The organism is Mucilaginibacter sp. (assembly GCF_039921305.1).
Lineage (GTDB): Bacteria > Bacteroidota > Bacteroidia > Sphingobacteriales > Sphingobacteriaceae > Mucilaginibacter.
In genome coordinates this window covers 182,521-208,592 of the sequence record NZ_JBDSCA010000072.1, presented here as the reverse complement: position 1 = coordinate 208,592, position 26,072 = coordinate 182,521, and the positions used below count along the sequence as shown (strand labels likewise).

The 26,072-nt window shown below is 41.3% G+C and carries 23 protein-coding genes; 11 read left to right on the top strand and 12 right to left on the bottom strand.

Translation table 11 applies throughout. From position 1 onward, the window contains the following. Positions 1-232 precede the first annotated feature (232 nt). Entirely contained in the window at positions 233-1,765 is a 1,533-nt protein-coding gene (locus ABIN91_RS21115) for an SUMF1/EgtB/PvdO family nonheme iron enzyme (RefSeq protein ID WP_348053594.1), read from the top strand. A gap of 73 nt (positions 1,766-1,838) precedes the next feature. On the opposite strand, the gene ABIN91_RS21110 is transcribed toward ABIN91_RS21115, so the two are convergent. Next, on the bottom strand, positions 1,839-2,870 hold the full coding sequence (locus ABIN91_RS21110; protein WP_348053593.1) for an aldo/keto reductase: 1,032 nt from the start codon (positions 2,868-2,870) through the stop codon (positions 1,839-1,841). Then, complete coding sequence (locus tag ABIN91_RS21105; protein ID WP_348053592.1) at positions 2,857-3,990, bottom strand: AI-2E family transporter; 1,134 nt, start codon at positions 3,988-3,990, stop codon at positions 2,857-2,859. The genes ABIN91_RS21110 and ABIN91_RS21105 overlap by 14 nt, the downstream gene beginning before the upstream one ends. Positions 3,991-4,146: 156 nt before the next feature. Here ABIN91_RS21105 and uvrC point away from each other — a divergent pair, with 156 nt between their 5' ends. Beyond that, positions 4,147-5,985, top strand: a complete 1,839-nt coding sequence (gene uvrC / locus ABIN91_RS21100) for an excinuclease ABC subunit UvrC (protein ID WP_348053591.1) — start codon at positions 4,147-4,149, stop codon at positions 5,983-5,985. 74 nt (positions 5,986-6,059) lie between these two features. Here uvrC and gldN read toward each other — a convergent pair whose 3' ends face one another. The 7 genes from gldN to ABIN91_RS21065 form a co-directional block, all read right to left on the bottom strand. Next, the gene (gene gldN, locus ABIN91_RS21095) at positions 6,060-7,031 is read right to left on the bottom strand and encodes a gliding motility protein GldN (protein ID WP_348053590.1); all 972 of its coding nucleotides are present in this window, start codon (positions 7,029-7,031) and stop codon (positions 6,060-6,062) included. A gap of 20 nt (positions 7,032-7,051) precedes the next feature. Next, positions 7,052-8,593, bottom strand: coding sequence for a gliding motility protein GldM (gldM, locus tag ABIN91_RS21090; RefSeq protein ID WP_348053589.1), 1,542 nt, complete (start codon positions 8,591-8,593; stop codon positions 7,052-7,054). A 39-nt stretch (positions 8,594-8,632) separates the two neighbouring features. Next, positions 8,633-9,424, bottom strand: a complete 792-nt coding sequence (gene gldL, locus ABIN91_RS21085) for a gliding motility protein GldL (RefSeq protein WP_348053588.1) — start codon at positions 9,422-9,424, stop codon at positions 8,633-8,635. Positions 9,425-9,480: 56 nt separating this feature from the next. Then, complete coding sequence (locus ABIN91_RS21080) at positions 9,481-10,797, bottom strand: SUMF1/EgtB/PvdO family nonheme iron enzyme (protein WP_348053586.1); 1,317 nt, start codon at positions 10,795-10,797, stop codon at positions 9,481-9,483. A 244-nt stretch (positions 10,798-11,041) separates the two neighbouring features. Beyond that, on the bottom strand, positions 11,042-11,800 hold the full coding sequence (locus tag ABIN91_RS21075; protein ID WP_348053585.1) for a uroporphyrinogen-III synthase: 759 nt from the start codon (positions 11,798-11,800) through the stop codon (positions 11,042-11,044). Between the two features lie 26 nt (positions 11,801-11,826). Continuing rightward, positions 11,827-12,753, bottom strand: a complete 927-nt coding sequence (locus ABIN91_RS21070) for a DUF4271 domain-containing protein (RefSeq protein ID WP_348053584.1) — start codon at positions 12,751-12,753, stop codon at positions 11,827-11,829. Between the two features lie 128 nt (positions 12,754-12,881). After that, complete coding sequence (locus tag ABIN91_RS21065) at positions 12,882-14,789, bottom strand: 7TM diverse intracellular signaling domain-containing protein (RefSeq protein ID WP_348053583.1); 1,908 nt, start codon at positions 14,787-14,789, stop codon at positions 12,882-12,884. Positions 14,790-14,980: 191 nt separating this feature from the next. On the opposite strand from ABIN91_RS21065, the gene ABIN91_RS21060 reads away from it, so the two are divergent. The 4 genes from ABIN91_RS21060 to ABIN91_RS21045 all read left to right on the top strand — a co-directional run bounded on the left by ABIN91_RS21060 (position 14,981) and on the right by ABIN91_RS21045 (position 19,354). Further along, on the top strand, positions 14,981-16,339 hold the full coding sequence (locus ABIN91_RS21060; RefSeq protein ID WP_348053581.1) for a trehalase family glycosidase: 1,359 nt from the start codon (positions 14,981-14,983) through the stop codon (positions 16,337-16,339). Positions 16,340-16,436: 97 nt separating this feature from the next. Next, complete coding sequence (gene hemW, locus ABIN91_RS21055) at positions 16,437-17,558, top strand: radical SAM family heme chaperone HemW (protein WP_348053580.1); 1,122 nt, start codon at positions 16,437-16,439, stop codon at positions 17,556-17,558. Between the two features lie 227 nt (positions 17,559-17,785). Beyond that, the gene (locus ABIN91_RS21050; RefSeq protein WP_348053579.1) at positions 17,786-18,334 is read left to right on the top strand and encodes a fasciclin domain-containing protein; all 549 of its coding nucleotides are present in this window, start codon (positions 17,786-17,788) and stop codon (positions 18,332-18,334) included. 138 nt (positions 18,335-18,472) lie between these two features. Continuing rightward, positions 18,473-19,354: a cupin-like domain-containing protein gene (locus ABIN91_RS21045; RefSeq protein ID WP_348053577.1), complete on the top strand. Its 882-nt coding sequence runs from the start codon at positions 18,473-18,475 to the stop codon at positions 19,352-19,354. A gap of 32 nt (positions 19,355-19,386) precedes the next feature. On the opposite strand, the gene ABIN91_RS21040 is transcribed toward ABIN91_RS21045, so the two are convergent. Then, complete coding sequence (locus ABIN91_RS21040) at positions 19,387-19,611, bottom strand: hypothetical protein (RefSeq protein ID WP_348053576.1); 225 nt, start codon at positions 19,609-19,611, stop codon at positions 19,387-19,389. A gap of 1 nt (position 19,612) precedes the next feature. Next, positions 19,613-20,038, bottom strand: a complete 426-nt coding sequence (locus ABIN91_RS21035; protein ID WP_348053575.1) for a nuclear transport factor 2 family protein — start codon at positions 20,036-20,038, stop codon at positions 19,613-19,615. Positions 20,039-20,242: 204 nt separating this feature from the next. Between ABIN91_RS21035 and ABIN91_RS21030 the strand changes: the two genes are divergently transcribed. Further along, the gene (locus ABIN91_RS21030; protein WP_348053574.1) at positions 20,243-21,136 is read left to right on the top strand and encodes a carbohydrate kinase; all 894 of its coding nucleotides are present in this window, start codon (positions 20,243-20,245) and stop codon (positions 21,134-21,136) included. A 26-nt stretch (positions 21,137-21,162) separates the two neighbouring features. Here ABIN91_RS21030 and ABIN91_RS21025 read toward each other — a convergent pair whose 3' ends face one another. Then, on the bottom strand, positions 21,163-21,909 hold the full coding sequence (locus ABIN91_RS21025; protein WP_348053573.1) for a terminase small subunit: 747 nt from the start codon (positions 21,907-21,909) through the stop codon (positions 21,163-21,165). Between the two features lie 349 nt (positions 21,910-22,258). Here ABIN91_RS21025 and ABIN91_RS21020 point away from each other — a divergent pair, with 349 nt between their 5' ends. The 4 genes from ABIN91_RS21020 (at position 22,259) to ABIN91_RS21005 (ending at position 26,041) form a co-directional block, all read left to right on the top strand. After that, the gene (locus ABIN91_RS21020; RefSeq protein ID WP_348053572.1) at positions 22,259-23,587 is read left to right on the top strand and encodes a hypothetical protein; all 1,329 of its coding nucleotides are present in this window, start codon (positions 22,259-22,261) and stop codon (positions 23,585-23,587) included. A gap of 3 nt (positions 23,588-23,590) precedes the next feature. Beyond that, positions 23,591-24,142: a hypothetical protein gene (locus tag ABIN91_RS21015; protein WP_348053571.1), complete on the top strand. Its 552-nt coding sequence runs from the start codon at positions 23,591-23,593 to the stop codon at positions 24,140-24,142. A gap of 9 nt (positions 24,143-24,151) precedes the next feature. Next, on the top strand, positions 24,152-24,718 hold the full coding sequence (locus tag ABIN91_RS21010; RefSeq protein ID WP_348053570.1) for a hypothetical protein: 567 nt from the start codon (positions 24,152-24,154) through the stop codon (positions 24,716-24,718). Between the two features lie 333 nt (positions 24,719-25,051). After that, complete coding sequence (locus tag ABIN91_RS21005; RefSeq protein ID WP_348053569.1) at positions 25,052-26,041, top strand: hypothetical protein; 990 nt, start codon at positions 25,052-25,054, stop codon at positions 26,039-26,041. Positions 26,042-26,072: the final 31 nt, after the last annotated feature.

Genomic DNA, 26,072 nt, shown 5'->3' with positions numbered 1-26,072 from the left:
ACCAAGTAACCGTTTTGTGTAGCCCATTTAATTTTAACACCCTCATAATTAAATATAAAATTATTATAATAAGTTTGAGCTTTAACGTTATTAATATGGGATTTGTTAAAAAAAACAATAATTAAACTGTTTAATGTATATTAGCAGGACTAATTAATTTATACTGGCTTGATTGCTTGAAGATTGTGGACTAATGAGATTGATTTTGAGAAGACGAATTTTACCCTTTTTTATGGCTTGTTTGATAGTTTATGGCTGTAAATCGCCACAACGATCAGAGAAAACAGGCTGGAAATATAACGATAAAACCAACGGAGGTTTCCAGGTTTTTAAAAAGACGCACCCCGCGCCGGGGCCTGGCCTGATACCTATTGAAGGAGGGACTTTTGTAGAGGGTGGTTCTGCCGATCAGGATATTCAATATGATTTTGTGGATAAGCAAAGGCGTTCTATCGCATCATTTTATATGGATGAGACGGAAGTTTCCAACCGCGATTGGCTTGAGTACCTGCACTGGATAAAAACACACTATCCAACCGACCACGGATTATATTATAATGCCTTACCGGATACTTTGGTTTGGCGCAGGCCTTTATCGGCCAACGAGCCGTATGTAAATGCTTATTTCAGGCATACCGCTTTTCAGGATTACCCGGTTGTTGGTGTAACCTGGGAGCAGGCAAATGATTTTTGCGATTGGCGTACAGATGCCGTTAATGAAGGTATTTTGCGTGAAACCGGCCGCATTGCCGACTGGAAAACAGCCTCAAATAATGGAGAAAAAGTAGTTATGCCATTTAATACTGAGCTTTACCTGAATGGACAGCTACGTGGTGAAGGTATTGACGGTAAAAAAATGATGCCCGACCTGAGCGTGGGTGCTAAACCAGGAGCCAGCGGAAAATCAACAAGGCCGGTACGTGCCGAGGATGGTATTTTAAAAGCGCATTACCGTTTACCAAGCGAAGCCGAATGGGAATATGCGGCATTAGGCGTTGTTGGCAAGGATGAAAATATTGTGGAAGGTAAAATGTACCCATGGAGTGGTATGGGTTTAAGATCGCCAAAGCGCCAAACACAAGGTTTAATGCTGGCTAACTTTAAGCGTGGTATGGGTGATTATAGTGGTATCGCGGGGTCCTTAAATGATAAAGCTGATATTACGGCTCCTGTAAGATCATACGCGCCAAATGATTTTGGATTATACAATATGGCGGGTAACGTTAATGAGTGGACAGCCGATACTTACAGACAGATACGTGCCGATGATGATGATATGAACCCGATAAGGGGTAATATATTTACTAATGCCCGCACAGATGCTTCGGGTAAAATACTGACAGATAAATACGGTCACCCGTATCACGACCTTTCAAAGAGCGGTAGTAAAACACCGTATCAAGGCGAAAATACAGCACAGAACCAAACTAAACTGCCCGATCCATCAGTACCAAGCAGGTATCAATCATCTATCGATGGTAAACCTTACAACCCAGATCAGCGTGGGTATAATGATACGGTGAACAATGTGCTTTATGCTAAAACTACTTTAGTTAACGACAGATCGAAAGTTTACAAGGGCGGCTCATGGAATGATATGGCCTATTGGCTAAACCCGGCTATGCGTCGTTTTATGGATCAGGGTGAGGCAAGTGCCGATGTTGGTTTCCGTTGCTCTATGACAATGGAAGGCTCTGCCGAAATAAACCCACAAGGTAAATCACATATCCCGGTGAAAAAACCGAAAGCTTACAAGCCTAAATAATAGGTATACGATATAATGGAAATGGCCCCGGTAAATCACCGGGGCTATTCTGTTTATTAACTTTTTAATATCGTTATTTTAAGAATGGCCGGTGTTCGATCTCGTTATGAAAGCCCCCAAATAGGTTTTTCTTTACGGCATCTTCTTCAAAAAACGCGGCAGGGAAACCCAGGTCGTACTCGCTTACTTTGTTAAGGCGTTGCATTTGCTCGTCGTTTAGTATCACATCAACACATTTCAGGTTTTCGGCAACCTGATCAGATTTGGTGGCCCCTACGATTGGGATGCACGATACCGGTTGCTGCATCAGCCATTTTAAAGCTATGCTTGATGGCGCCACGCCTAACTCGCCGGCAATACTTACAACCTCGCGGGCAATACTGGTGCTGCGTTCGTTGAGGCGGTTGCTGCTTTCTTTTATCCGGCCCTTTTCGCCGCGAAGGTACTTGCCGGATAAGGCTCCTCCCGCTAAGGGTGCCCATGGTAAAACCGACATGTTGTAATGCTGCGCCATAGGTATCAGTTCGCGCTCTACGGTGCGTTGTATTAAGCTATATTCAACCTGTAAGCCTATGAACTGGCTCCAGCCCATAAGTTCGGCCATGGTGTTGGCTTTTGATATTACCCAGGCCGGTGTATCAGATATGCCGATGTACATGATCTTGCCTTGTTTAACCAGGTCATCCAGTCCGCGCAAAATTTCGTCAACAGGTGTGAGGTTGTCCCAGATGTGTAGGTACATCAAATCAATGTATTCTGTATTCATACGCTTTAGGCTGGCTTCAACACCGCGCATCATGTTTTTGCGGTTGTTGCCGCTGGCGTTGGCTTGTTTGGTGTTTTCGTAGAGGCTGTATTTGGTAGCTACTACATAATTATCGCGCTCGGCGGCAATAAAGTCGCCCAAAAATACTTCGCTGGTACCGCGGGTGTAAAAGTTGGCGGTATCTAAAAAATTACCGCCCGCGTTAACGTAGGTATCAAAAACCTGCTTGCTTGTTTCTTTATCGGCGCCCCAGCCGTTTTCGGTACCGAAGCCCATGGTGCCTAAGCATAATTCGGATACCTTTAATCCCGACCGGCCTAATGTTTTATACTTCATCATTTTTTTCTGCCTTCTGTTTAACTTCTTTTGGCGAGTCGCTTTTTTTGGCAACCTTTTCTACCAAAATTTCTTCGTATTCGGTCGCATCACCCAATAATAAACCCCATGGTTTTAAATCGGAAATACGATCAAAGATTATTTTCACAATAGCCAGTACAGGAATTGCGAGGAACATGCCCGAGAAGCCCCATATCATTTCGCCGGCAACTACGCCTAATACTACTATCAAGGCGTTCAGTTGTACTTTAGAGCCCACTATACGTGGCATAATAATATTACTATCTATTAAATGTACTATAACAATGCAGGCGGCAACTTCAATAGCTTTGGTAGGGCCGGCTGTTCCTAAAGTAAGGAAGGTGCTTATGGCCATTGCTGTAAATATACCAACATACGGTATCAGGTTAAATAAACAGGTGATCAGCGCAAGCAATAAAGCATACTTAACACCTAATAAAGCCAGAGCCCCAAATACAATGGCGCACACAACAAGCATCTCGATAAATAGGCCCGAGATGTACTTTTTCATGATGTATTGGATATGCTCGGCAACATCAAAAACCCGTACCTGGCTTTCGTCGCCAAAAGCTTTGAGTAAAAAGCTGATCAATATTTTGCGATAGAACAGGATGAAAAAGGTATAAATGAAAATGAACACCAGGAACAAAACGATAGATGATACCGACAAAAAGGTTGAACCTATTACAGATGCCGCGGCAGAGTTAGCCTCTTTTTTGGCATCAATTATCCGCTGGTTCACGTTCATGTGAAAAGTGTTTACTAACCAACGGTGAATTTCGTTGCCAACCTGGGTTAGCTGTACTTGAATTTTGGGCCAGTCATCGCTCAGGCTGCTTATTTGCATTCCAACCACATAGCCAATAAACACGATGATCACAGTAAATAAAATTACCGATAGCATACAGGCCAGCGCCCGTGGGAAACGCAGTTTATTCTCTAAAAAGCGTGCAAAGGGCAACAACAACATGGCAAACAAAAACGAGAAAACCAGTGGTGCCAAAACTTCTTTACCCAAAACGGCTATATAACCAATTGCTATAAGGCTGATTAATATATAGGCGAGTTTGGCGTAATAGGGTGAGGCTATGGGTTTTATCATATAGTTTTAAATGTTGCTACACTGAGCATGAATATAAGTATTTTTTGGATGTGATGGTGTGATAACAATGCTTTAGCTTAATTGTTAAGCAAACTCTGGTTTTTAAAATATAGCTTAATAATAAAATAAGCCTAATTTTGCCGTTGTATAAATTTGATGGAGATTTTTGACTACAAAGCCGCTTTAAAAAACATTCCGCACAAGCCGGGGGTGTATCAGTATTGGAACAACGATAACGAATTGATCTATATTGGTAAGGCAAAGGACCTGCGTAACCGGGTTGGCTCTTATTTTAATAAGGATTCGAATGTAAACGCCAAAACCAAGGTGCTGGTTACCCGCATCCGCAAAATCACTTTTACCATTGTTGATACCGAGGTTGACGCCTGGCTGTTGGAGAATGCTTTAATTAAGAAGCATCAGCCGCGTTATAATATTTTGCTGAAGGATGATAAAACCTACCCGTGGATCATTATCAAAAACGAACATTACCCGCGCATTTACTGGACACGCACCATTGTTAGGGATGGCTCCAAATATTTAGGGCCGTATGCTTCGGTAAGTATGATGCATGCCATTTTGGGTTTGATACGCGAAACCTATCCTTTGCGTACCTGTAGCCTGCCACTTACCAAAGCCAATATTGATGCCGGCAAGTTTAAGGTTTGTTTGGAATATCAGTTAGGCAACTGCAAAGGCCCTTGTCAGAATTACCAAACCGAGGAGGATTATGCCAACAGCATTGAAGAAATAAAAGACATACTAAACGGCAAAACGGGAGCGGTAATTAAAACGTTGAAAGGTGATATTGAGAATGCCGCGGTTAACATGAATTTTGAGCTGGCACACAGGTTAAAGCGCAAGTACGACCTGTTGGAAAACTATCAAAGTAAATCAACTGTGGTTAACTCTTCTATTACGGATATAGACGTCTTTAGCATCGCATCGGAAGAAAAATATGCCTTTGTTAACTTTTTAAAGGTGATGAATGGAACCATTATCCAAACCCAAACCATTGAGCTGAAAAAGCGCCTAGATGAGGACGACCGGGAACTGCTGACTTTTGCCATTACAGAATTCAGAAATCGATACAACAGCCAATCGAAAGAGATCATTGTGCCGTTTGATATTGATGTTGAAGACTCTAATCTTAAATTTACGGTGCCCAAATTGGGGGAGAAGAAGAAACTGCTCGACCTATCAATAAAGAACGTTACCTTTTTTAAACGGGATAAGATAGAGCAATACGAGAAACTGAACCCCGAAGTTAGATCGGAACGTTTGCTGACGCAGATGATGAAGGATTTGCGGATGAACCAGTTGCCAAGGCATATTGAGTGTTTTGATAACTCCAACTTTCAGGGTAAATATCCGGTATCGGCCATTGTGGTATTTAGGGACGGCAAACCATCTAAAAAAGATTATCGCCATTTTAATGTGAAAACTGTTGAAGGCCCGAATGACTTTGCCACAATGGAAGAGGCTGTACATCGCAGGTATCGCCGTATGCTGGATGAAGGGACCGAGTTGCCACAATTGATCGTGATTGATGGGGGTAAAGGCCAGTTATCGTCGGCATTAAAAAGCTTGAAGCTGTTGGGGATTGAGAAGCAGGTAACCGTGATAGGTATTGCCAAACGTTTGGAAGAGTTGTTTTATCCGGGCGATCAGTACCCGATGTATTTGGACAAGAAATCGGAAACGTTGAAGGTGATACAGTATTTGCGTGATGAAGCGCACCGTTTTGGGATTACCTTTCACCGTAAAAAGCGCGATAAGGGCACCTTGGCTACCGAGCTTGAACTGATAGACGGCGTAGGGAAAACATCGGCTGATAAGCTTTTAAAATACTTTAAATCGGTTAAAAAGATACGTTTGGCAAGCGAAAGCGAATTGCTGGAAGTGGTGAACACCAAACAAGCCAAGGCTATTTTAAATTATTTCGCTGCCGAGAACAGGATTGAAGAAACAACAGTGATAAACACACCTGAATAGGTTAATTTATTATATCATAAAAAAGCCACCGACGAATAAACGCAGTGGCTTTAAATTCTTTTTAAGCGATAAGCTTAATATTGCCAAAGATTAAGCTCCCAATCCAATAACGATTTTTTGATACGTTCCGACTCATAAAGCCTGTCGATACCATTGGTATAGTCTTTAATCCGAACGTCTTTGTCGTTAGATTCTTTTACGATATAGCTGGCAAAAATACGTTTCAAAAATATCTGATCGAAACTCAAATTACCGGCATCGTTGTTTTTGCGGCTAACTTCTTTTGCAGCTAAAATTGGCCTTGCTTCCGGGAAATAGATCCAGAATGCTGGCTGATAATCTAACTTTTCGCCACCGGCAACAATTTGGATAAGCGGTGCAATACCAATAATGCGTGGCTCATAAACCGAACGCTGCTTGTCAAATATCCAATCTTCTTTGATGCGGAACTTAACAACACTATCAGGATTAAACTCGCTGAGTACTTTGCGGGTTCCTGTTTTTTCGCCTGTGTTTTTATCAATAGTAGATACCAAAACACTATCTGCCATTTTTGACATCGCTTGCGCTGATGTTAACGGCGTTGCAAAATCATCACCGTTAGGCGATTCTTTTGTTGGCGTAGCATCAAAAACGCGTAGCTCATCGTTTTTAATGGCATCCATCAATACATCTATTAGCCTTGCTTTTGGCGAGGCTAAGTATTGATTCATTTTTTCGCGTAAGTCAATCTCTCTCCATATCCGTCTGGCGAATACAACATCGGCCTGGCGTACTGAGGTGTAAGCTACAGGTTGTGCATTTTCGGTATTGATCTTTTTGTAATAACCATCTAACGGGCGATCTAAAATCGGGGCCTTCTTTTTGGAGGTATCAACCAAGGCGGTTTGAGTTACCGAGGTCACTTGTGTATTTGAAGGGAGGGTATTAGTTTTACCGGCCGTTTTTGCAGCTGATTTTTTAGCTTTTGTTTTTGTTCCCTTTTTTTGAGCAAAGGTAATGCCTACTAAACTTAAAAACAGTATAACTAATATCCCCTTCTTCATATCCACCTAAATTTTAATTATTAATTTGCCCTTAATGTAATCGCATCCAACGGACGCTCTGCACCATCCGGACCAACGGCTATAATACCGTCGAAGAAAATGGTTGTACCCGGAATAATTGTAGCTAATGCTGCTCTTTGAGCGGCATTTAATTCGCCATTTGAACCACCCGCAATTACAATACCATCTTGACGAGGTTTTTGGATGATCAATTTGAAAGACTTAACAGTAAACTTAGCATCAAACTCAAAGTTCTCCAATTTGGCAAACAGCTTGTCTTGTGCTCTTAAGTTAACAGCCGGTGATGAACCACTGCTTTTACCACCAAACTGCGCTTTAGGATCAGGAATACGTTTAACCCTGAATTTTGTAGAACCTAAATTTACTGTTTTACCTTTTTCAAGTTCAGCAGAAATGCTAACCACAGCTTCACCAGCTGATGAAACGCGTGCTTCGTAATGACCTTTGTCGCCACTTAGTCTGCCACCGCCACCAGAGATATTTACATGTAGTTTTTCAACCGGTATACCTGGAGCCGATACTGATAAAGGATTAGGTACACCCATGTACAACACGTTCATTTTATCAGGAGATACAACCGCCGACGGTTTTGCTACCTGGTAAGTTTGAGTTCCGGTTTTATACGTTTTGATCACACCGTCGGTTTGTTTAACAGTAATTACACCTTCCCAGGTTTTCATACCCTCGCTGCTGGTGTTACCGGTGTAAACACCTTTACTATCAACAACGGGTAATTTACTACCGCCAACACTAACGTCTGGACTAGAATGTGAATCTGAAGCGGTTAAGAAAACCTGAGCTTTGTAAGGTTGGCCAACAACCATATAGCTGGTTGGCGCTACTGCTACTGCCTCAAAGTGATCTAAGTTTACAACAGCCTGATCAAACTTGCTTAATAGTTTTTTAACGATCTGTGACTCGTCATTTCTAGCATCCGATTGGATCTTAACAAATGTTGTCATTACAGCCGCTACCGGGATGTTAGCGCCAAAATTGGCTTCTTCCCACGATTTTTTTTGCTGACCAGAAGCCGGTATCGGATCTGATGCATCCAAAGATAAGTTAACACCAACTTTTTCTTTAGCATCTAACAATGCCATCAGTTTTTCTTTGGTATCAAGTATCTCTTTTTTCAATGCTTCGCCTTTGTTGTTTTTGATCATTAAGCGCTCAGCAGCTTCCATGTTATCACGACCGGCATAATCATGCGTTTGATCACTGATACCACCAGTTTCTGTGCTTAATTCTGTTTTTAGGGCCTCAACATCGTTAAACAATTTATCTGCTAAAGCTGATGCTTGTTTTGCTTTGTTGTAAATAGGTTGCGCCTTACCAGGTTCATCCTTCAAGTGTTTATCAAAGGCGGCATAATTTTGTGCTATACCACTCTGAACGTTTTTTGTAGAAGTTGATAAGCTATCACCTATCTTTTTAAACGAATCTAACAAACTCTCCGGTACGTTAAGGGCAATTAAGCCCAGTAACACCAGGTAAAGAATGTTGATCATCCGCTGTCTTGGGGTTTGTTTACCTCCAGCCATATCTCTTAGTTATTAATTTAAGGTTGATTTATTAAACAATTATTTACCAAGAGGCTGGTTCATTGCAGATAGCATATTGCCATAAACTGAATTTAATGTTGCTACGTTTTTAGCTAAACGGCCAACTTCGTCTTTAAATTTCTTAGCATCATCAACTGATTCGGTGAAACCTTTCATGGTTACACCCAGAGTTTCGTAGAAAGTACCCATTGATTTTAAATGTTTGTTTGAATCTTGTAATTCAAGTTCGTAAACAGCATTTAGTGACGACAGGTTTTTAGCCAATTTAGTTACCTGCTCATGGTAAGTTTTAGAATCAATACTTGTGTTGCCAAGCTCAACTAAACCTGCAGATGCTTTGGTGAAAGCAGTGTTCAGGTTATCATAGCTTGCACCGGCAGCTTTAATTTTTGTTGTAAATTCCTGAGTGGCAGCACCAGCGTCAGCAACGTTAGAGATCGTTTTTACTTTATCGCCGAATGATTTTAAACCTTCGCCTAAGCTCGCAACCAATTCTGGTCCGATCTTGGCATCTGCCATTAGTTTATCTAATGATTGTGCGGTGCCCGCAACTGGTTTTGGAGCTATTACTTTAGGTGCGGTAGCATCACCCTTTAATTCAGGATATACTAATGTCCAATCCGGATCAACAGGCTCTGCCTGGAAACCGATTAAAAAGAACAATACTGCTTCGGTACCTAAACCTATAGTAATAAAGATCTCTGAGTGAGGCCAGTGTTGTATTTTGAACAACAAGCCAATGATTACTACTGTTGCGCCCCAGGATACAATATTACCGATCCCGATTTTTGATTTTTGTGTGCCAGCCATTTTTAAAAATTGTTAGTGGTTTTAAGTTAATTTAATTATTGTGTTTAATTTGTTTTTTAGTTTCTGTCGTTAATATCGCGACCGATGAATGTGGTTACGCAACGGAAGCCGATATAAGCTTTAGCGGTATCCTGGTACTCATATGTACGTGTTGAGTTTTGCAGAAAGTAGCCCACATCTTTGAATGAGCCGCCTCTAACTACTTTCCGTTTTTTTACTTCCGGATCGGATTTTTTGGCGTTATAGGTGAATGAGGGGTTTAAATCGCTTACAAAACTTGACGAGGCTTCATCATACGATGATAATGTCCACTCGGCAACATTACCAGCCATGTTGTACAAGCCATAATCATTAGGCATATAGGCATTTACTTTTACGGTCATCAAACCACCATCCGAGGTATAATCGCCACGGCCAGGTTTAAAGTTAGCCAATAGGCAGCCTTTTGCGTTTTTGATGTAAGGGCCACCCCAAGGGTAATTTGTACCTATCCTGCCACCACGTGCCGCGTATTCAAACTGCGATTCGGAAGGCAGATCATAAGGTAAACGTGATTGTGTTAAGTGCCTGCCATCTGTAGCGGCGGCATCCTGCAATTTGGTGCGCCAAGCTGCAAATGCGCGGGCCTGTCTCCAGGTTACACCTACAACCGGGTAATAATTATATGCCGGGTGCGAAAAATAACCTTGGGCGTAAGGCTCATTTGCCGAATAAGAAAAGTTACGTAACCATACTAAGGTATCCGGATAGATGGGTAATGTATCACGCAAAATAAAATCAGATCGTTTCTTTTTTGTGTTGCCCTGGTTATTTGCCGCATCATTTAACAGATACATAGCATAATTGTATTTTAAGCGGGTAACATCAATTTCGTTACGGTCAAACACCCTGTCATCACCCTGGTAAAACATGTTTTCGAGTTTGCTGGAATTGTTTTGACCTTTACTGTTACGAAACGGAGGATGTTTAGCTACATAATCCCAATCGATATACTTGCGTGCTGTTGATGATTTTGACGGTGTGGCGCCTTTGGGATGAACGTAATATTTATCATCGTTAAGGTATTGGGTAATGGCGATAGAATCGCGAACCCAGTTTACAAATTGTTTGTATTTAGAGTTTGAAAGTTCATACTCGTCCATATAAAAAGCTGGAATACTTACTTGTTTATTATCGCCAATTTGAGCGAATGTGATATCCTGATCAACCGGGCCCATTAAAAAGGTACCCGCGGGTATATAAGCCATTCCTGTTGGTACCTCTGCCCTAAAGCTCCGCTGATATACTCCAACTACTTCGCCACGATGATTAGTATTGCAACCAAACAACCCGATCCCCGCTACTATAATGACTATGAAATAGTATAATTTCATTCTATAATGCATTCTCCTTTAATTAATCACATACCATGACGTTCCGAATATACCAAAAACTTTCACTCAGTACCAAAAACTTTTTGCTGCTTAGGTCTATTGGTTTTCCAATAACGCCATTTTGTATTAAAATGTATGTCAAAGAGTGAAAAAAGAGCGTGATAAGGTTCTTTCTGCGTTTTATACGCATAAAAAAGGTATAGGGTTACACTAAAAGCTCAAAAATGGTTTAAATAATTACGAGCTATTTATTTACCTGTTTGGTGTATTGCTCAATAGCCATCGTCATGGAAGGGGCGGCAGGTGTGGGTGCTGATATATCTAATATTAAGCCAGCCTCTAAAACGGCTTTGTGCGTTGTTGCGCCAAAAGCTGCTATACGGGTGTTATTTTGCTGGAAATTGGGGAAGTTTTTATATAACGATTGGATGCTGGACGGGCTAAAGAAAACGATTACATCATAAAATACTTCAGCCAGATCAGACAGGTCGCTCACTACGGTGCGGAACAATACAGCTGGTGTAAAGTTATAGCCGTTATCCAGTAAGAATTTTTGGGTTTCTTCGGCAGCTACATCAGAGCATGGGTAAAGGAATTTTTCTGCTGAGTGTTTTTTTAGTACCTCGGCCAGATCGGCAGCGGTTTGTTTACCGAAGAATATTTTACGCTTGCGGTATTGGATGTATTTTTGAAGATATAGGGCTATAGTTTCTGATAAGCAGAAGTATTTCATTTCGGCGGGAACGTCAAAACGCATTTCTTCGCAGATCCTGAAAAAGTGATCGGCAGAGTTACGGCTGGTAAAAATTACAGCAGTGTATTCGGATAGCACGATACGCTCTTTACGGAATTCTTTTGCAGAAACTCCTTCAACATGGATAAAGCTCCTGAAATCAATTTTCAGGTTTGCTTTTTTAGCCAACTCAGCGTAAGGGTTTTTATCTGTATCAGGTTTAGGTAAAGTAACCAATATACTTTTAACCTTTTTCTTTCTATCTTCCAATTTACACAGTTTTTACTCTCTATATCTTACAAATTCAATGCCTTAATAATTATTAAGACGGGGCAAATTTCGAGGGCACAAAGATAGATAAATAAATAGATTTTATGAAACGTAAAATTAGAAATGATATTAAGAATACTCCGTGTGTACTGAATTAGCATAACTATAGCAATTATTGCTATCGAAACCTTTAGTAAATAGGGCGTTATAACCGATGGTAAAAGACTAAAACAAATAATTACCGGCAAAAATATAAAGGCCAGATTAAAGTAAGTTAAGTATAATATGGAGATATATTCGCGGATAAGTTTATGGATATTAAAGATAAAGCCCAGCACCCTGAGCACCATTATTTTTAATACGAATAGCACGATAACCAAAACCGAGCAAGCCATAAATAATTGGAAGCCGCTGATGGAATAGGCGGCATTGTAATATTTAATAATCTGGTAAATGTACATACCCATGGTAAAGCCAAAGAGCAGGAACAGAAAGATGAATGCCCATGATGTTAGCAGGTTATCCTCCTTACTCAATTTAGCGAACGACGATTTGAGGTAAAAGCCTAATACAACGTTGTAAATATCTTTACTTAAAATGCGGTTTAATGTACCGGTATAAATAAGCAACACCAGTATGGCAAATACTACCCAGGTATCCCGTGAAGGGCGCTCATGGCCCATACGTAGCTTTTGTTGCAATAAACTGTGGCTATTAAACAGGTAGGGATCAAAGGCGAATCTTTTAAGCAGGGTATCAATAAACTGATTGTGCCGTAATGAATCGGGCATTTTGATTAATGCCGGTATGGTGTCTAAAACGGGTTTGGCTAAGGTATCAGTACTGGTAACAAATGTGGTATCGCGATAAGCCTTTAATATGGTATCCTGCTGGGCATGGGCGCTTAGGCTGGTAACAAGTACCGTAAATAAAACCAGGATAATTGAACGCATATTTATATTGCCGCATTTATATAATTGCAAATTTATATGAATAAATGGTTTTACAGCTATCGGGGTAAAGCTTTATCAACAAACTAATCCGGTAGGGCTTGGTGCTATTCATCAGCCCATAGTTTGTATTATTTGAGAATGAGTGAGCTCCAGCCCGATTTATTGGTGGATTTTAGTTCTTTTTTACGCTCGTCCATTACTTTTTTAACCCGGTTTGAATAGGCCCAGCAAGTGCTTTGCCTGATCTCTAGTTTCTCGGATAGTTTGGGCGACGATATGGTACCCTTATTAAAATACATCAGGTAAACTAAGTAAAAGGCTTTGTTGAGCGGTATTTTGTTGTTTTCGAAAATGGTATTATACAAGGCCGATTCTACATAGCGGCATTTGGTGCAACGGCGGCTGAATTTAACATCATCAACCGAGTAATGGTCGTTACCACATTTGGTACAGGTATATCCTTTTTGCCATTTTAATTCGGCCAGAAATTTGTAGCATGATTCCTGGTCGGGGTATTTGATGCTGAATTCTTCAAAACTCAGTTCGGTTAACATGGTACGCGCGGTGTTCACGGTTTCGATGTTTGATTTGAGGCTGATGTTGTCCTTTTCGAGCAGCACATTCATTCTTGAGATCTCTTCAGATTGTTTTTCGAGCAGCAGGTTCTTATGCTGAAGCTCATTGTTCTGTGCTTCGATAATGGCCGATTTTTCGAATACTTCGTTTGATTTGATCACAACCTCTTTGGTGCGTTTGGCTACCTGTATTTCGAGTTCGCGGTTTACAGAATCTTTAAGCTTAACGTTTAAGGCCATTTGCTCCATTATTTTTTGCTGGGCCTTTTCTTTCTTCTTTTTCAGGATGCGTACCTGATCGCCGATAGCGAAAGAGAGAAATACCATCTCCAAAATAAAGCTGAAACCTAAACTGTAATGGCCAACTACGCCCGGCAAAAACTTGGCGTAGCCGTATACACACATTAGTTTAACTATAAAACCGGCAAACAAAAACGCGTAGCCCAGCACAAAAAAACGCGCTGGCCTGAACCCTCTTTTCCAAACATATATACCTGTAAAAAAGGCTACAGTAAGCGGAATGATCTCGATGATTTTATAGTTGAACAGTTGGGTATTGAACAAGCATACGATAAAGAAAACAGCACGCAAGGCAAGCATGGCCTTGATCAATAGATCCAGCTTTGGGGCTTTGGCCTTAACATGTAACAGCTCGCGGGTAAAAATAAGCGCGAAGGTACTGATGGCAAACAGCGGGATACCAAACGCGAACTCGTTATAAGCAGGATAGTTTGGCCATATGTACTGGAAAGCTATACCATCAACAGACATTTCGTACAAGCCCACGCTTAATATGTATAGCACATAAACCAGGTATTGCCGCCGCCGTATGGCGATAAACATGAGCAGGTTATGGAAGCTGAAGATCATAATCATACCATAAAAAAAACCGAAAGTTAAATACTCAGTTAAAGCGTATTGTATAAAGCGCTCAATGGTACGGTAAACAATAATCACATTGGCATTTTGGCTTGATCGCACCCTGAAATAGTAAATGTTTTGGCCGGCCAATTGTGTTTTGATGGGGAACTCAAAGTTTTTATGCTGATACAGGCGTTTGGTAAAATCATACTTTGCACCTGCTTTTATTGACAGAAAGCCACCCTGGTCAGTTGGTAAATAAGCGGTAATATCATCAATGGTTTGATCAAAAAACTCGAATATGCCATTACCCGGGTTTATTACAGTAAGCTTAATGCGATACCAGTAAACCGACTTGATATTGTAATTAACCCCGTAATAGTTTTTGGGCAATTGGTACTTGCTGCTGAATGCCGGGCTGCTCACCTGCTGTATGGTTAATGTACCTTGCGGGTCTTCAATGTATTCAACCTCGTTGGTATGGAAAATATGCTCGTTAGTATTATTATTTACAACTACGGGCTGTTGCGCACGCAAAACCGCCGCAACTAAACACAGCATAATTGTAAAAAAAGCCTTACCGCACTTTTTTGCACTCATATCAATAAAAAGAAAGGTGGTTTATAGCTTGCAAATATAAGTAATGGAAAGATGCTTTGGTGAGGGATGTTATTATTGAAGTAAGATAAGAATATATTGCATCATTTTTAAGGTTATTAACCTCTTGATTTATAAATTGCACAACCAATTTACTTACTACCAAACAACAGCCAAACCATTATATACCTGCTATGAAAAGGAAAGGCCTGCTTTTATTGCTTATTTTAAAGTGCTCAGTGGCGCTTTCGCAAACTGCCGACAGCGTAAGGCAGAATATCAATATCATTAAGAAAAACATCTATGCCGATTATAAAGGAATGTTCCGCGAACCGGGTGGCGCTTTAAATTATGCCTATATTACACCAGGGAGTAGCGCATACGCTAATGACCTGTGGGATTGGGATTCGTGGTTAAGTAACATCGCCCTAAGGCAGATCCTGTCGGACAAGGGATCAGAAAGTGATAAGAAGGATGCTGTACGCTTTGAGCAAGGCTGTGTGCTCAATTATTTATCGTACACGGGGTTTGATGGTTATATGCCAATTTTAATTGCCAAAAAATCTGACCCCGAAAAAATTAAGCCACAAAATATTTACACAACCAACATGCATAAACCGGTACTTGCCCAACATGCGGCATTTTTAACCCGGATGAATAATGGTAACGCAGAGTGGCTGCGCGAAAAGTTTGCCCTAATGCAGGCATTTATCAATAACTATCAATCGCACCATCGTAATAAACCAACCGGCTTGTATTACTGGCAGGATGATTTGGCTATTGGTGTTGATAACGATCCGTCTACGTTTTTTAGGCCACCTGGCAGCTCCGCGTCCATATTTTTAAATTGCTTAATGTATAAGGAGTTAAAAGCGATGGTGTATTTAGCAACTCAGTTAAATTTGAAAGACATTAGTACAGAGTATGATAAAGACGCGGATGAACTTAAAGCGGCCATCCAAAAAAACTGCTGGGATGAAAAAGATGGCTTTTATTATTCGGTAGATATTAATTTGCGGCCGGTTACCAACCAGCCATCGGTAATATTTGGCCAAACCTTCATCTTGCATACTGGCTTCCCCAGATCATATGATTGCCTTATTCAGAGAATAGGCGTATGGTCGGGCTTTATGGCTATGTGGGCCGGGATAGCTACCCCCGAACAGGCTAAACGGATGGTAAGTGAAAACCTTGAAAACCCAAAAACTTTTGGTGCCGGTTATGGGGTAAGAACGCTTTCGAAACTCGAAAAAATGTACAGCGTTAGGGCAAGCAATAATCCATCTAACTGGTTAGGGCCTATTTGGGGCATCTCTAATTATTTAACCTATCGGGGTTTGGTTAAATACGGGTTTGATAAACAGGCAAAAGATATGGCCGTAAAAACCATTATGCTATTTGGAAAGGATTATCAAAAAACAGGCGCCCTGCACGAGTATTACGAACCCGATACAGGTGAGCCTATCCTGAATAAAGGATTCCAAAACTGGAACTACCTGGTTTTAAATATGATCAGTTGGTTAGATGGCACAAAGGTTATCGAGGAGTTTTAAGCAAAAACAATTACGACGGTTACCTAAGCATTTTGCTATTTTTGCTGACTGATACACAATTGTACTTGTACACTTTATACAGGTATTAAATAAAAGCATGGCCGGCATATATATCCACATCCCTTTTTGTAAACAAGCTTGTTATTACTGCGATTTCCATTTCAGCACCTCGCTGCAATACAAAGGCGATATTTTGAAGGCTTTGCAGAACGAGATCCGACTGCAAAAAGATTACCTATCCGGCCAAACCGTCGAAACCATTTACCTTGGCGGTGGTACACCATCGTTATTAACTGGCGACGAGATCAATGCTTTGTTTGACACGATAACGAAATACCATACCGTAGCATCAGATGCCGAAATTACCATCGAAGCTAATCCTGATGATCTGAACGAGCAGCGGGTAAAAGAGATTCGCCAAACGGCAATCAATCGCTTTAGCATTGGCATCCAATCCTTTTACGATGAGGACCTGTTTTGGATGAACCGTGCGCACCGCAGTAATGAGGCCGAAGCATCGGTAAAGCGGGTACAGGATGCTGGTTTCAGCAACCTAACCGCCGATTTGATATACGGCTACCCCTTGCTTACCGACCATAAATGGAAGCATAACCTGGAGCAGATATTTGAGCTGAACATTCCGCATATATCGGCTTACAGCATGACGGTTGAACCTAAAACCGCGCTGGCATCCTTTATCGAAAAGAAGGTATTCGCGCCCATGAACGAGGCTCAAAGCGCCGACCAGTTTATGGTACTACTCGATGAAATGCAAAGCCAGGGCTATGAGCAATACGAGATCTCAAACTTTTGCCTTCCGGGACAGTACTCGCGCCACAACTCTAACTATTGGAAAGGGGTGAAGTATCTGGGTATCGGCCCATCGGCACACTCGTTTAATGGTGAGGCGCGGCAATGGAACGTGGCTAATAACGCCAAATATATATCGGCTTTAAGCTTAAATACCATCCCCGCCGAGCGGGAAGAACTAAGCGAACAAGACAGGCTGAACGAGTATATTATGACATCGCTCCGTACCATGTGGGGCCTGGATCTGGATAAGCTTAACAGCATCAGCAAGCAATCAGATCAGGAATTGATCAAGGCCGCGGAAGAATTTTTTGATAAGGGCTGGATAACCCGGAAAGAGCGCGTGATAACCCTTACTCCCGAGGGTAAATTGTACGCCGATAAGATTGCCGCCGAGTTGTTTTTTTAGCAAAACTGCATCTCAAAAATTCAATTACTACTTTTAGTTGTTATTTTAATGTGTTGATAATTAGTTTATTGCAATGTATTTTCGATTGTGTAAATCCAAAGTGCAAAGCTTTGACGTAACTCTATCAAATTAAATATGAATGCTTTATCAGGTTGTTAACAAACAAAAAATCAACCTATAGAAAGCCCTGCAGGCAAGTTCATTACTAACTAAAAAAAACAACGAAAATGAAAAAATTATTCATCGCAGCTTTTGCATTAGTAGCTCTTGCAGTAGCCCCAAAAACTTACGCTCAAACCAAAATGGTTGGTGGCGCAGCCATGTATCCAACAAAAGATATTGTTGATAACGCGGTTAACTCTAAAGATCATACCACACTTGTGGCCGCTGTTAAAGCTGCCGGTTTGGTTGAAACTTTAAAGAGCGCTGGCCCGTTCACTGTGTTTGCCCCAACTAACGAGGCTTTTGACAAATTGCCAAAAGGTACTGTTGAAACTTTAGTTAAACCAGAAAACAAAGCAACCCTGACTAAAATTTTAACTTACCACGTATTGGCCGGTAAATTTAGCGCTGCCGATATTATAACTAAAATTAAAGCAGGCATGGGCAAAGCCGAATTTAAAACCGTACAGGGCGGTACTTTAACTGCCATGATGCAAGGTAAAAAAGTTTACCTGGTCGACGAAAAAGGCGGAAAATCGTGGATAACGATTGCCGATGTGAACCAAAAGAACGGTGTGATACACGTAGTGAACACAGTGTTGATGCCTAACTAAGCATACGCTTTAATAACATTACAATTGGCCCGGCTGCCTTGAGCGCCGGGCTTTTTTGTGGGTAATAATTGGGGTTAACACAACGTTAATACAAGCATTGTTAATAATTGAATAACTTTGCCACTTTAGATTTAACGTATGGGCTTTATACTGAGCGATATTGATACGGTTGATACCATTAGCAAGGCTGATTTTACAGAGAAATACCTCAAGCCACGCCGTCCGCTGGTTATAAAAGGGCTTACCAAAGATTGGCCCGCCCGTGATAAATGGACCCCCGAATATTTAAAGCAAGCCGTTGGCGATAAGGTAGTACCACTGTACGATAACTCCAAAGCCGATCCCGCTAAACCCATCAACTCGGCCACTACGCATATGCAATTTGGCGAGTATATAGATCTCATCCGGTCAAAACCTACCGAGCTGCGCATCTTCTTCTTTAATATATTTAAGCAGGCCCCGCAACTGATGAACGATATTGTGATGCCTAAAGATTTAATGGGGGGCTTTTTAGAAAGTATGCCTGCCATGTTTTTTGGTGGCTCAAACTCGGTTACGTTTTTGCATTATGATATTGATCTTCCGCATATCTTCCATACTCATTTTGGTGGCCGCAAACATGTGATATTGTTCGAGAATAAGTGGAAACGCCGTTTATACTGTATCCCCAACGCTACCTATGCTTTGGAAGATTATGATGTGCTGAACCCCGATACCACCAAATTCCCTGCACTGGAAGGAGTAGAAGGCCAGCAGGCTTTTCTGGAGCATGGCGATACCTTATTTATGCCCACCGGTTACTGGCATTGGATGAAGTATCTGGATGGTTCGTACTCGTTAAGCCTGCGTGCCTGGGATGCTTCCTTATCCCGAAAGGCGGCCAGTTTATATAATCTGGCTATTAAAGGCGGTTTAGATAGCTTATTGAAAATGGCCTTTAAAGTACCCTATGCTAAGTTTAGAGAGAAGCTGGCGGTGAAATGGGCTGAAAGGGAATTGAAGGCGGGGAAACCAGTGTAGCCCCCTACCCCCCTAAAGGGGGAATAAAATAACTATTCTATTAACGTGCAATTGGCACCTAACCATTCTGCTTCGAGCATAAATTTCTTTGCAACCTTAATATCGGGGATATCAAATTCAACCTGCTTGCCATCAAGGATATCAGTAACGTTCTTTTTTGACTCCTTTAAACCCATGTTTAGCGAATCAGCCTGCAGTTTAGTCAAACTGATTTTTTGGAGACCATAACGCCAACCTGTAATAATAACTTTAGGCATGTTAACTCGTATGATCACAAACGATCACCCACACACCTTTTATCTTTCTAAACCATAAGGTGAAATAACCGCCCGGGGCATCTTTTTCACGCTTTAAATTCCATCCGCCTAATACAAAGGCATTGCTTGGGTCAAGTATGTCTACTTTCAGTATCTTGAAACTCAACACACCCATTGTCGCCTTATCGGGATAACCTTTTTTATAATGCTCCAATGTTTGCTGCCAGCCATAAGTAGGGCCGCTTTTGCCAACAAACATTAGCGAATCCGATTTCCAGTACCCTTGCATGAACGCCGGGATATCCCCATTGTTCCAGGCTATGCGCTGTGTTTCGAGCACTTTTAAAATGGCTTGCTTGTTTTGAGCTTTTAGTGAGATGCAAGAGACCAGAATCAAGAGACAAAACAAAAAGATAAGTTTCTTCATATTATAAAAATAGCAAATATTTAAAGTTCTTGATTCTTGCCTCCTGATTCTTGGTTCTCTTTTCTTAATTCACAAATACAATAAACAATTGTAGATAACTTTTTACACTCTACCCACTATTAAGTAGGTAAATAAAACAAATACATGCGGTAAACGCTTTAGCTTTGTAAGGTCTGCGGAAGCTTTCAAAAAACAACAACTCAAATGAAAAAACAAGTTCTGTGTTTCGGCGAAGTTTTATGGGATACCTTTGGCCAGGAAAAAAAGCCCGGTGGCGCACCCATGAATGTGGCTATGCACCTGGTTCAGCAAAAGGTGAATGCCGGGTTGATCAGTAGGGTAGGTAATGATGATCTGGGCGACGAACTCGTAGAGTTTTTACGAAGAAACAAGCTTTACGGCGAACTCATTCAGCACGATGATAAGCTGCCTACCTGCCAGGTTGCTGTTAAACTGGATGCCAAACAACAAGCCACCTATGTAATACCCAAACCAGTTTCCTGGGATAACATCCGCAGCGACGAAGCCTTGCTCAACCGCATTAAACATACCGATGTTATTGTATTTGGCAGTTTAGCCTGCCGCACCGCAACCAGCCGCAATACGTTAATGACCCTTTTGGTTGAAAACAAGCTGCTCAAAGTATTTGATGTGAACCTGCGCAGCCCGCATTGGGAACTCTCAACCATACAAACCCTGGCCGCTATGGCCGATGTGGTAAAGATGAACGAGGAAGAAGCCAACCTGCTTATCAGCGCCTACGATGAACCTTTAAAAGATAAGATCATCGAGTTTCAGAAAAAGTACCATTGCCAAACCATCATCGTAACCCGGGGCGAAAACGGCGCCATGGTATGGCACGACGAGCATTTTTACGAACACCCCGGCTTTAAAATAGAAGTAGAAGATACCGTTGGCGCGGGTGATGCCTTTTTGGCAACCTTTGTTGCCGGCCTGCTCAACAAATACCCAATGGATCAGATCCTCGAAAAAGCCTGCGGAATTGGCGGCTATGTAGCCAGTTGCTGCGGTGCCAACCCTATTTATGATAACGCCGAAATTGAGCGCATCATTACCGGGGACAGTGTTGGAGTATAGGATTGCAGAAGTTGGAATTTCGATTCCTATCTAACATACTTGATCGCTTGCCATCTGGCAGGCGATTTTTGTTTGGTATCCTGATCACACAACGCTCCCGCAAGGGTCTCCCTTGTGGTACAACCGTTAATAACCAAATTGCTGCAACCCTCATCCATCGCATCCACAAGGGGGGATAAAGTAAGAATATTTTCGTCTTTTTTAGTTCCATTCCCGGCAACAAATCCTAAATCACCATCCACGTCAACAACCAAAGCTTCCGGCTTCAAGCTTCCCGCTTCCTGCTCTTTTTTGTCTTGATTCTTGGCTCTTGATTCTTGAGTCTCAAAGAAACCCAGGTGCCTGGCAATCTTATCCAGCGCCGCCATCTTATTATGCAGCTTAATTTTAGTAACCGCGCCAACAATGTATCCATCCGGCTCCGCTATGTTCCTCGTCTCCAAAAAGCTAATAGCCGCCATTTCAGTCTCGGTTAGCTCACAAGCCGGTTTCAAATCACCACGCTCATCATAATAATTAGCTATATTGCTAAAAGCGATTTTAGCATACTCCCGCAGTATCATATCATGCGTAATCTCCATCCGGTCGCTCCGCTCCTGCATCCTCATCCGCAAATACTCCTGTATCTTAGGGTAGTGCAAAAGTTCACCCTTTCGGGCAGTATTCTCACTATAGCCACTGTTAATAGCGCTCCGGTAAGCATTAAAGCTCACTAAATATTCATCACAAAAGCAAATCTGTTGCTCGCTCAAATTTGGTGTTACACGTATCATATGTTTATGGTTTTATATAATTGATTTTGAAAAATTCAGAAAAGAAAAGCCAAATGGCAAACACAAGGCCTCAACACAAAAAGGGAATATTAAACTGTGTCATTGCGAGGCACGAAGCAACCGCACGGAGAAAAGCGGCCATAATTCTGCTTAAAATAATACCGAACTAGCTTCGGTAAATAAAATACAAATATATGTAACTAATTAAATATAAACAAGTTAATAACTAAAATTACCCCAATAACCAACCCCGATAAAAGTATTGTTACAATCAATAAATAATATTCATACGGTCGTGAAATATTATTTATTATTATCATCTTAGTAAACCTAAACCTCATTACATTAAATGAAAAACCATTTCACCAAATCATTAATCATTAGGGCAAGCGTACTTTTATCCTGTATCGCGTTAATGTTCATTATTCACAGCTGCCGTAAAGATATTTCCGAAACACTCGATGTTACCAACCCCGAGATCCAGCAAGCCAAAACCTGGTACGAAAGTACCTATCCGCAAAATTCAACCAGCATCGTCAAAAGCCCTATAACTACATTAAGCACAGGCGTGCATTCTACCAATGGCGATATGAGCCAATTGATCAAGCCCGACTGGATACACAATGCTACTTATAACAAACTGAGTAAAGATGTGATTGAAATGCCCCTCGATCCATCCGGTAAATTTAGTTTCAGTATCAAAAACACATTAAAATCTTACAATAAAGCCTATACCCGTACCTCGTTCTTGATCTTAAAATCAGGCGGTAAATACCAGGCATATGTGATGATGATCGTAGCCGATTCCACTTACGTTAATAACGATTTAAGCAAACTTTCACACAATACCTACCGAAAGATTGATACCGATTTTAGCGGTATAGTAATGTACTTTACACCCAAAGGTAAGTTTATACGTAGTTATGGTTATAAAAACGGGTACATCATACCATTTACCGATAAAAAACCGTCAACAACTACACAAACAACTCAAGGTATAAAAACATTTGCAGATCAGGATCCATATACTACCGTTTGTCAGGATTGGTATTGGGTTACTTATGACCAGTACGGCGACATCTTCGATGTGGAGTTTGCATTTACAGTTTGTGAAGGCGGTGGCGATGGTGGTGGTTCAAGTAACCCAAACCCTTGCGTACTAGATACCGGTACAGTAAATTCCATAAAAACCATAGTAGTCACTGGAATGCAAGACCCTATAGGGGACGTTCCTGGAGATGGACCGCCAGAGCCTCCTGCTGCTGCACCATGTTATAAACTTGCTCCTGTTAAACCCTGCGCCCTGAAATTTACACAGATAACAAGTGAGTGGATGGCCGTCGGAATTGTCAATTATAATTTGGGTATACAGGATAATGTTTTCGGAACGAAATTTATTAAATTTGATATTGAAATTGGAATACCAACTTATGTATCCTATGCTTCTGCTCAAACTGCTACAGCAGCAGCTTTGTTAGCAGCAGAAGCTACTATCGCTAACACGCATGGAGTTGATTTCTTCCTGAGTGCTGGTGCACAGGTAACATATTCTAAAGAGTTTGCTTCCTTAGTACAAGCTACACTAATTGCTGTACTTAGAGCTCCGGGGGTAAAAGCCAAAGCAAGTATCAGCCCCGGTACCCCAATTATTCGTTATGGTACTAACCCTTGTGACTAGAAAATGAATTTGAATGAATTGAAAAAAGTAGTGAAAGCCTATTATCCTCCAGAAGTGGATTTGGATGATGAACAGTCGCTTTTACAAACAGACGAGTTTAAAAAGTTATCCAATATTTGTTCAACCTTTAATAAAGATAATTGGAATAATTTATTAACTGAAATAAAAGCTAATTTAGGTATTCAGATTTGGGATTATAGTTTATTGTTTCAAAATAACCCGTCATTAATAGCCTCTATCATTTCCGATGAAAAGGAACAATGTAATTTGATATTAAAAATAAGCGTTATAGCGCCAGTCTATATGTTATATTACGATAACATTGCCCAAAATCAAAATAAACGTTTTTTGAGAATAAATCCTATTTCAGAATCCGAAACAGCATCGTTTATACTAATTGAAAATGCTCTTTTTAAATATTTTAAAGACTATTCCAAACTTAGTTTCTCTGATGGTTTTTACGTATTGCATCAAATGGGAAATGTAAAGAACCATGGCCGAAAACCGTATTTAGATGAATGCGTATTCGGGCCATATCTTAGTATTCATCCTTAATAATATGTCATGAGCACTCAAGAGCTAATAGCTATAGCGAACGCATACTACTCCCCAGATATAGCCTTAGATGATCCCCTGTATATAAATCATCCCTCATCTAAAAAAATGATTGAAAAATGTACGGAGGCTTACAATGATCAAAACAATTGGTTATCGTTTCTTGCTGAAATAAAAAGTAACGTAAATGTTCGAATATTAGACAATTCACTCAATCTATCTACAACTTTTTCTCCTTCGTTTTGTGCTCATATTATTACTGCTGAAAAACAAAATGAGCCTTATTGGTTAACGGCTAAAATAAGTGTAATTGCCAATGTATATGATTTGTATTATGATAACCGGGCATTCGATCAAAATAATCGGTTTGTCAGATGTAATCCAGTCACAGATAGCGAAAAAAACGCCTATGAACAAGTGAAAAGGAGTTTGGATAATTTTTTTAAAGAATATTCTCCTTGGGATTTTTCAAATGGGTTTTATTTATTAAATCATTTTAAAGATATAAGGCTCGAAAGAAGACCGCCTTTTTTAGATGAATGTATTTTTGGAACTCAAATAAGCATTCATTCTTAAGTTTACAATGAAAAAGATACCTGTTAAATTATTCATCATTTGTTTATTATCAACCTGTGTTGTTTCCCCTCGCTGTCCGAAGTCTCTGACTTCGGACTAATATGCCTGTAGACTCTGTCTACCCTCAAGCGAAATAGCTTACAGTTTTCCTCCGTTAGCAGCTTTGTAAGTTTTATCCACATAAGTGAAATTACCCGTCAACCCCACCCGATGCGCAGGGGTGTCATGAACTCAAAGCATAGGGTGCAAAGTCGCCACTACGCACCCCGCAGTAAAAAAATTAATCAAACCAAACCCCCATTTCAAGCGTATATCATCAGCAAACCATAAGCCATGCTCAAAAATATACTGCTCGCTATTCTGCTCATCACAAGTTTAAAAGCCACCGCTCAAATAGACCCACCCAAAACCGGAAACATCAAAGATACCATAGCCGATAAACAAACCGAAACCCGCGTACTCAACCAAAACTACGATAATATTTACCTGCAAAACGCCCGTGTAGCCACCTTCGGCAACGAGTACGGCGGCCCCATCCCAACTCAGTTAGTGGCCGATCTAACCGGCAACTTTGTACTCTTCGCCACACCGAAATCAAGGTTCGCGTTCATCTTCAATCCTCGCGTAAAGCTACGGTTGCTGGCCACACAAGGCGCGCCCGTAAAATCACCAAGCTATATGCCCGGCGGTACGCTCTACTTCCGCCTCAACCGTAACGATCATGAGCCATCGTTCATGTCGCTGTCCTACTCGCACCACAGCAACGGCGTGCGCGGCCCAACCCTAAATCCCAACGGCACGTTCAATACCGATAGCGGCAAGTTTACCACCAACTTTTACACTATAGCCTATACCAACGGCAAACGGGTGGATAGGGGTAACATCATCACCAACCGCTATCAAACCCTGGGCCTCGAACTCCACGCGGGCCTCATCAACCAGGGCGTAGCCGAAGCTCTAAAAGGCAACTACGGCTTCGTCCGCCTCAACGGAAGCTGGATGTACAACCTGGCTAAAGCCCGCCCCGATGCTATTAACCGCAGTAAAACTACCTACAACAACTGGATGCGTATGCAGGTTGATTTCCAATATATTATGGACGATTACGCGGGCTACGCCATCACCCGTATAAACAAGCGCCTTAACATAGCCGCCACTTATTACTACCAGTTTCCCTTTATGCAAAACGTGGCCCTAATGGCTGGCGGCGGCTACCGCGGACAAGACGATTACAACATCTTCTTCCAAAATAGCTACTGGTACTTCAGCGCCGGAGTAGCCGCGGGCGTATCCTTCGCCTTCCACCACAGCAAAGGAGGATGATAAATAAGAAAAAGGTGAAGGTTCTCGCTCC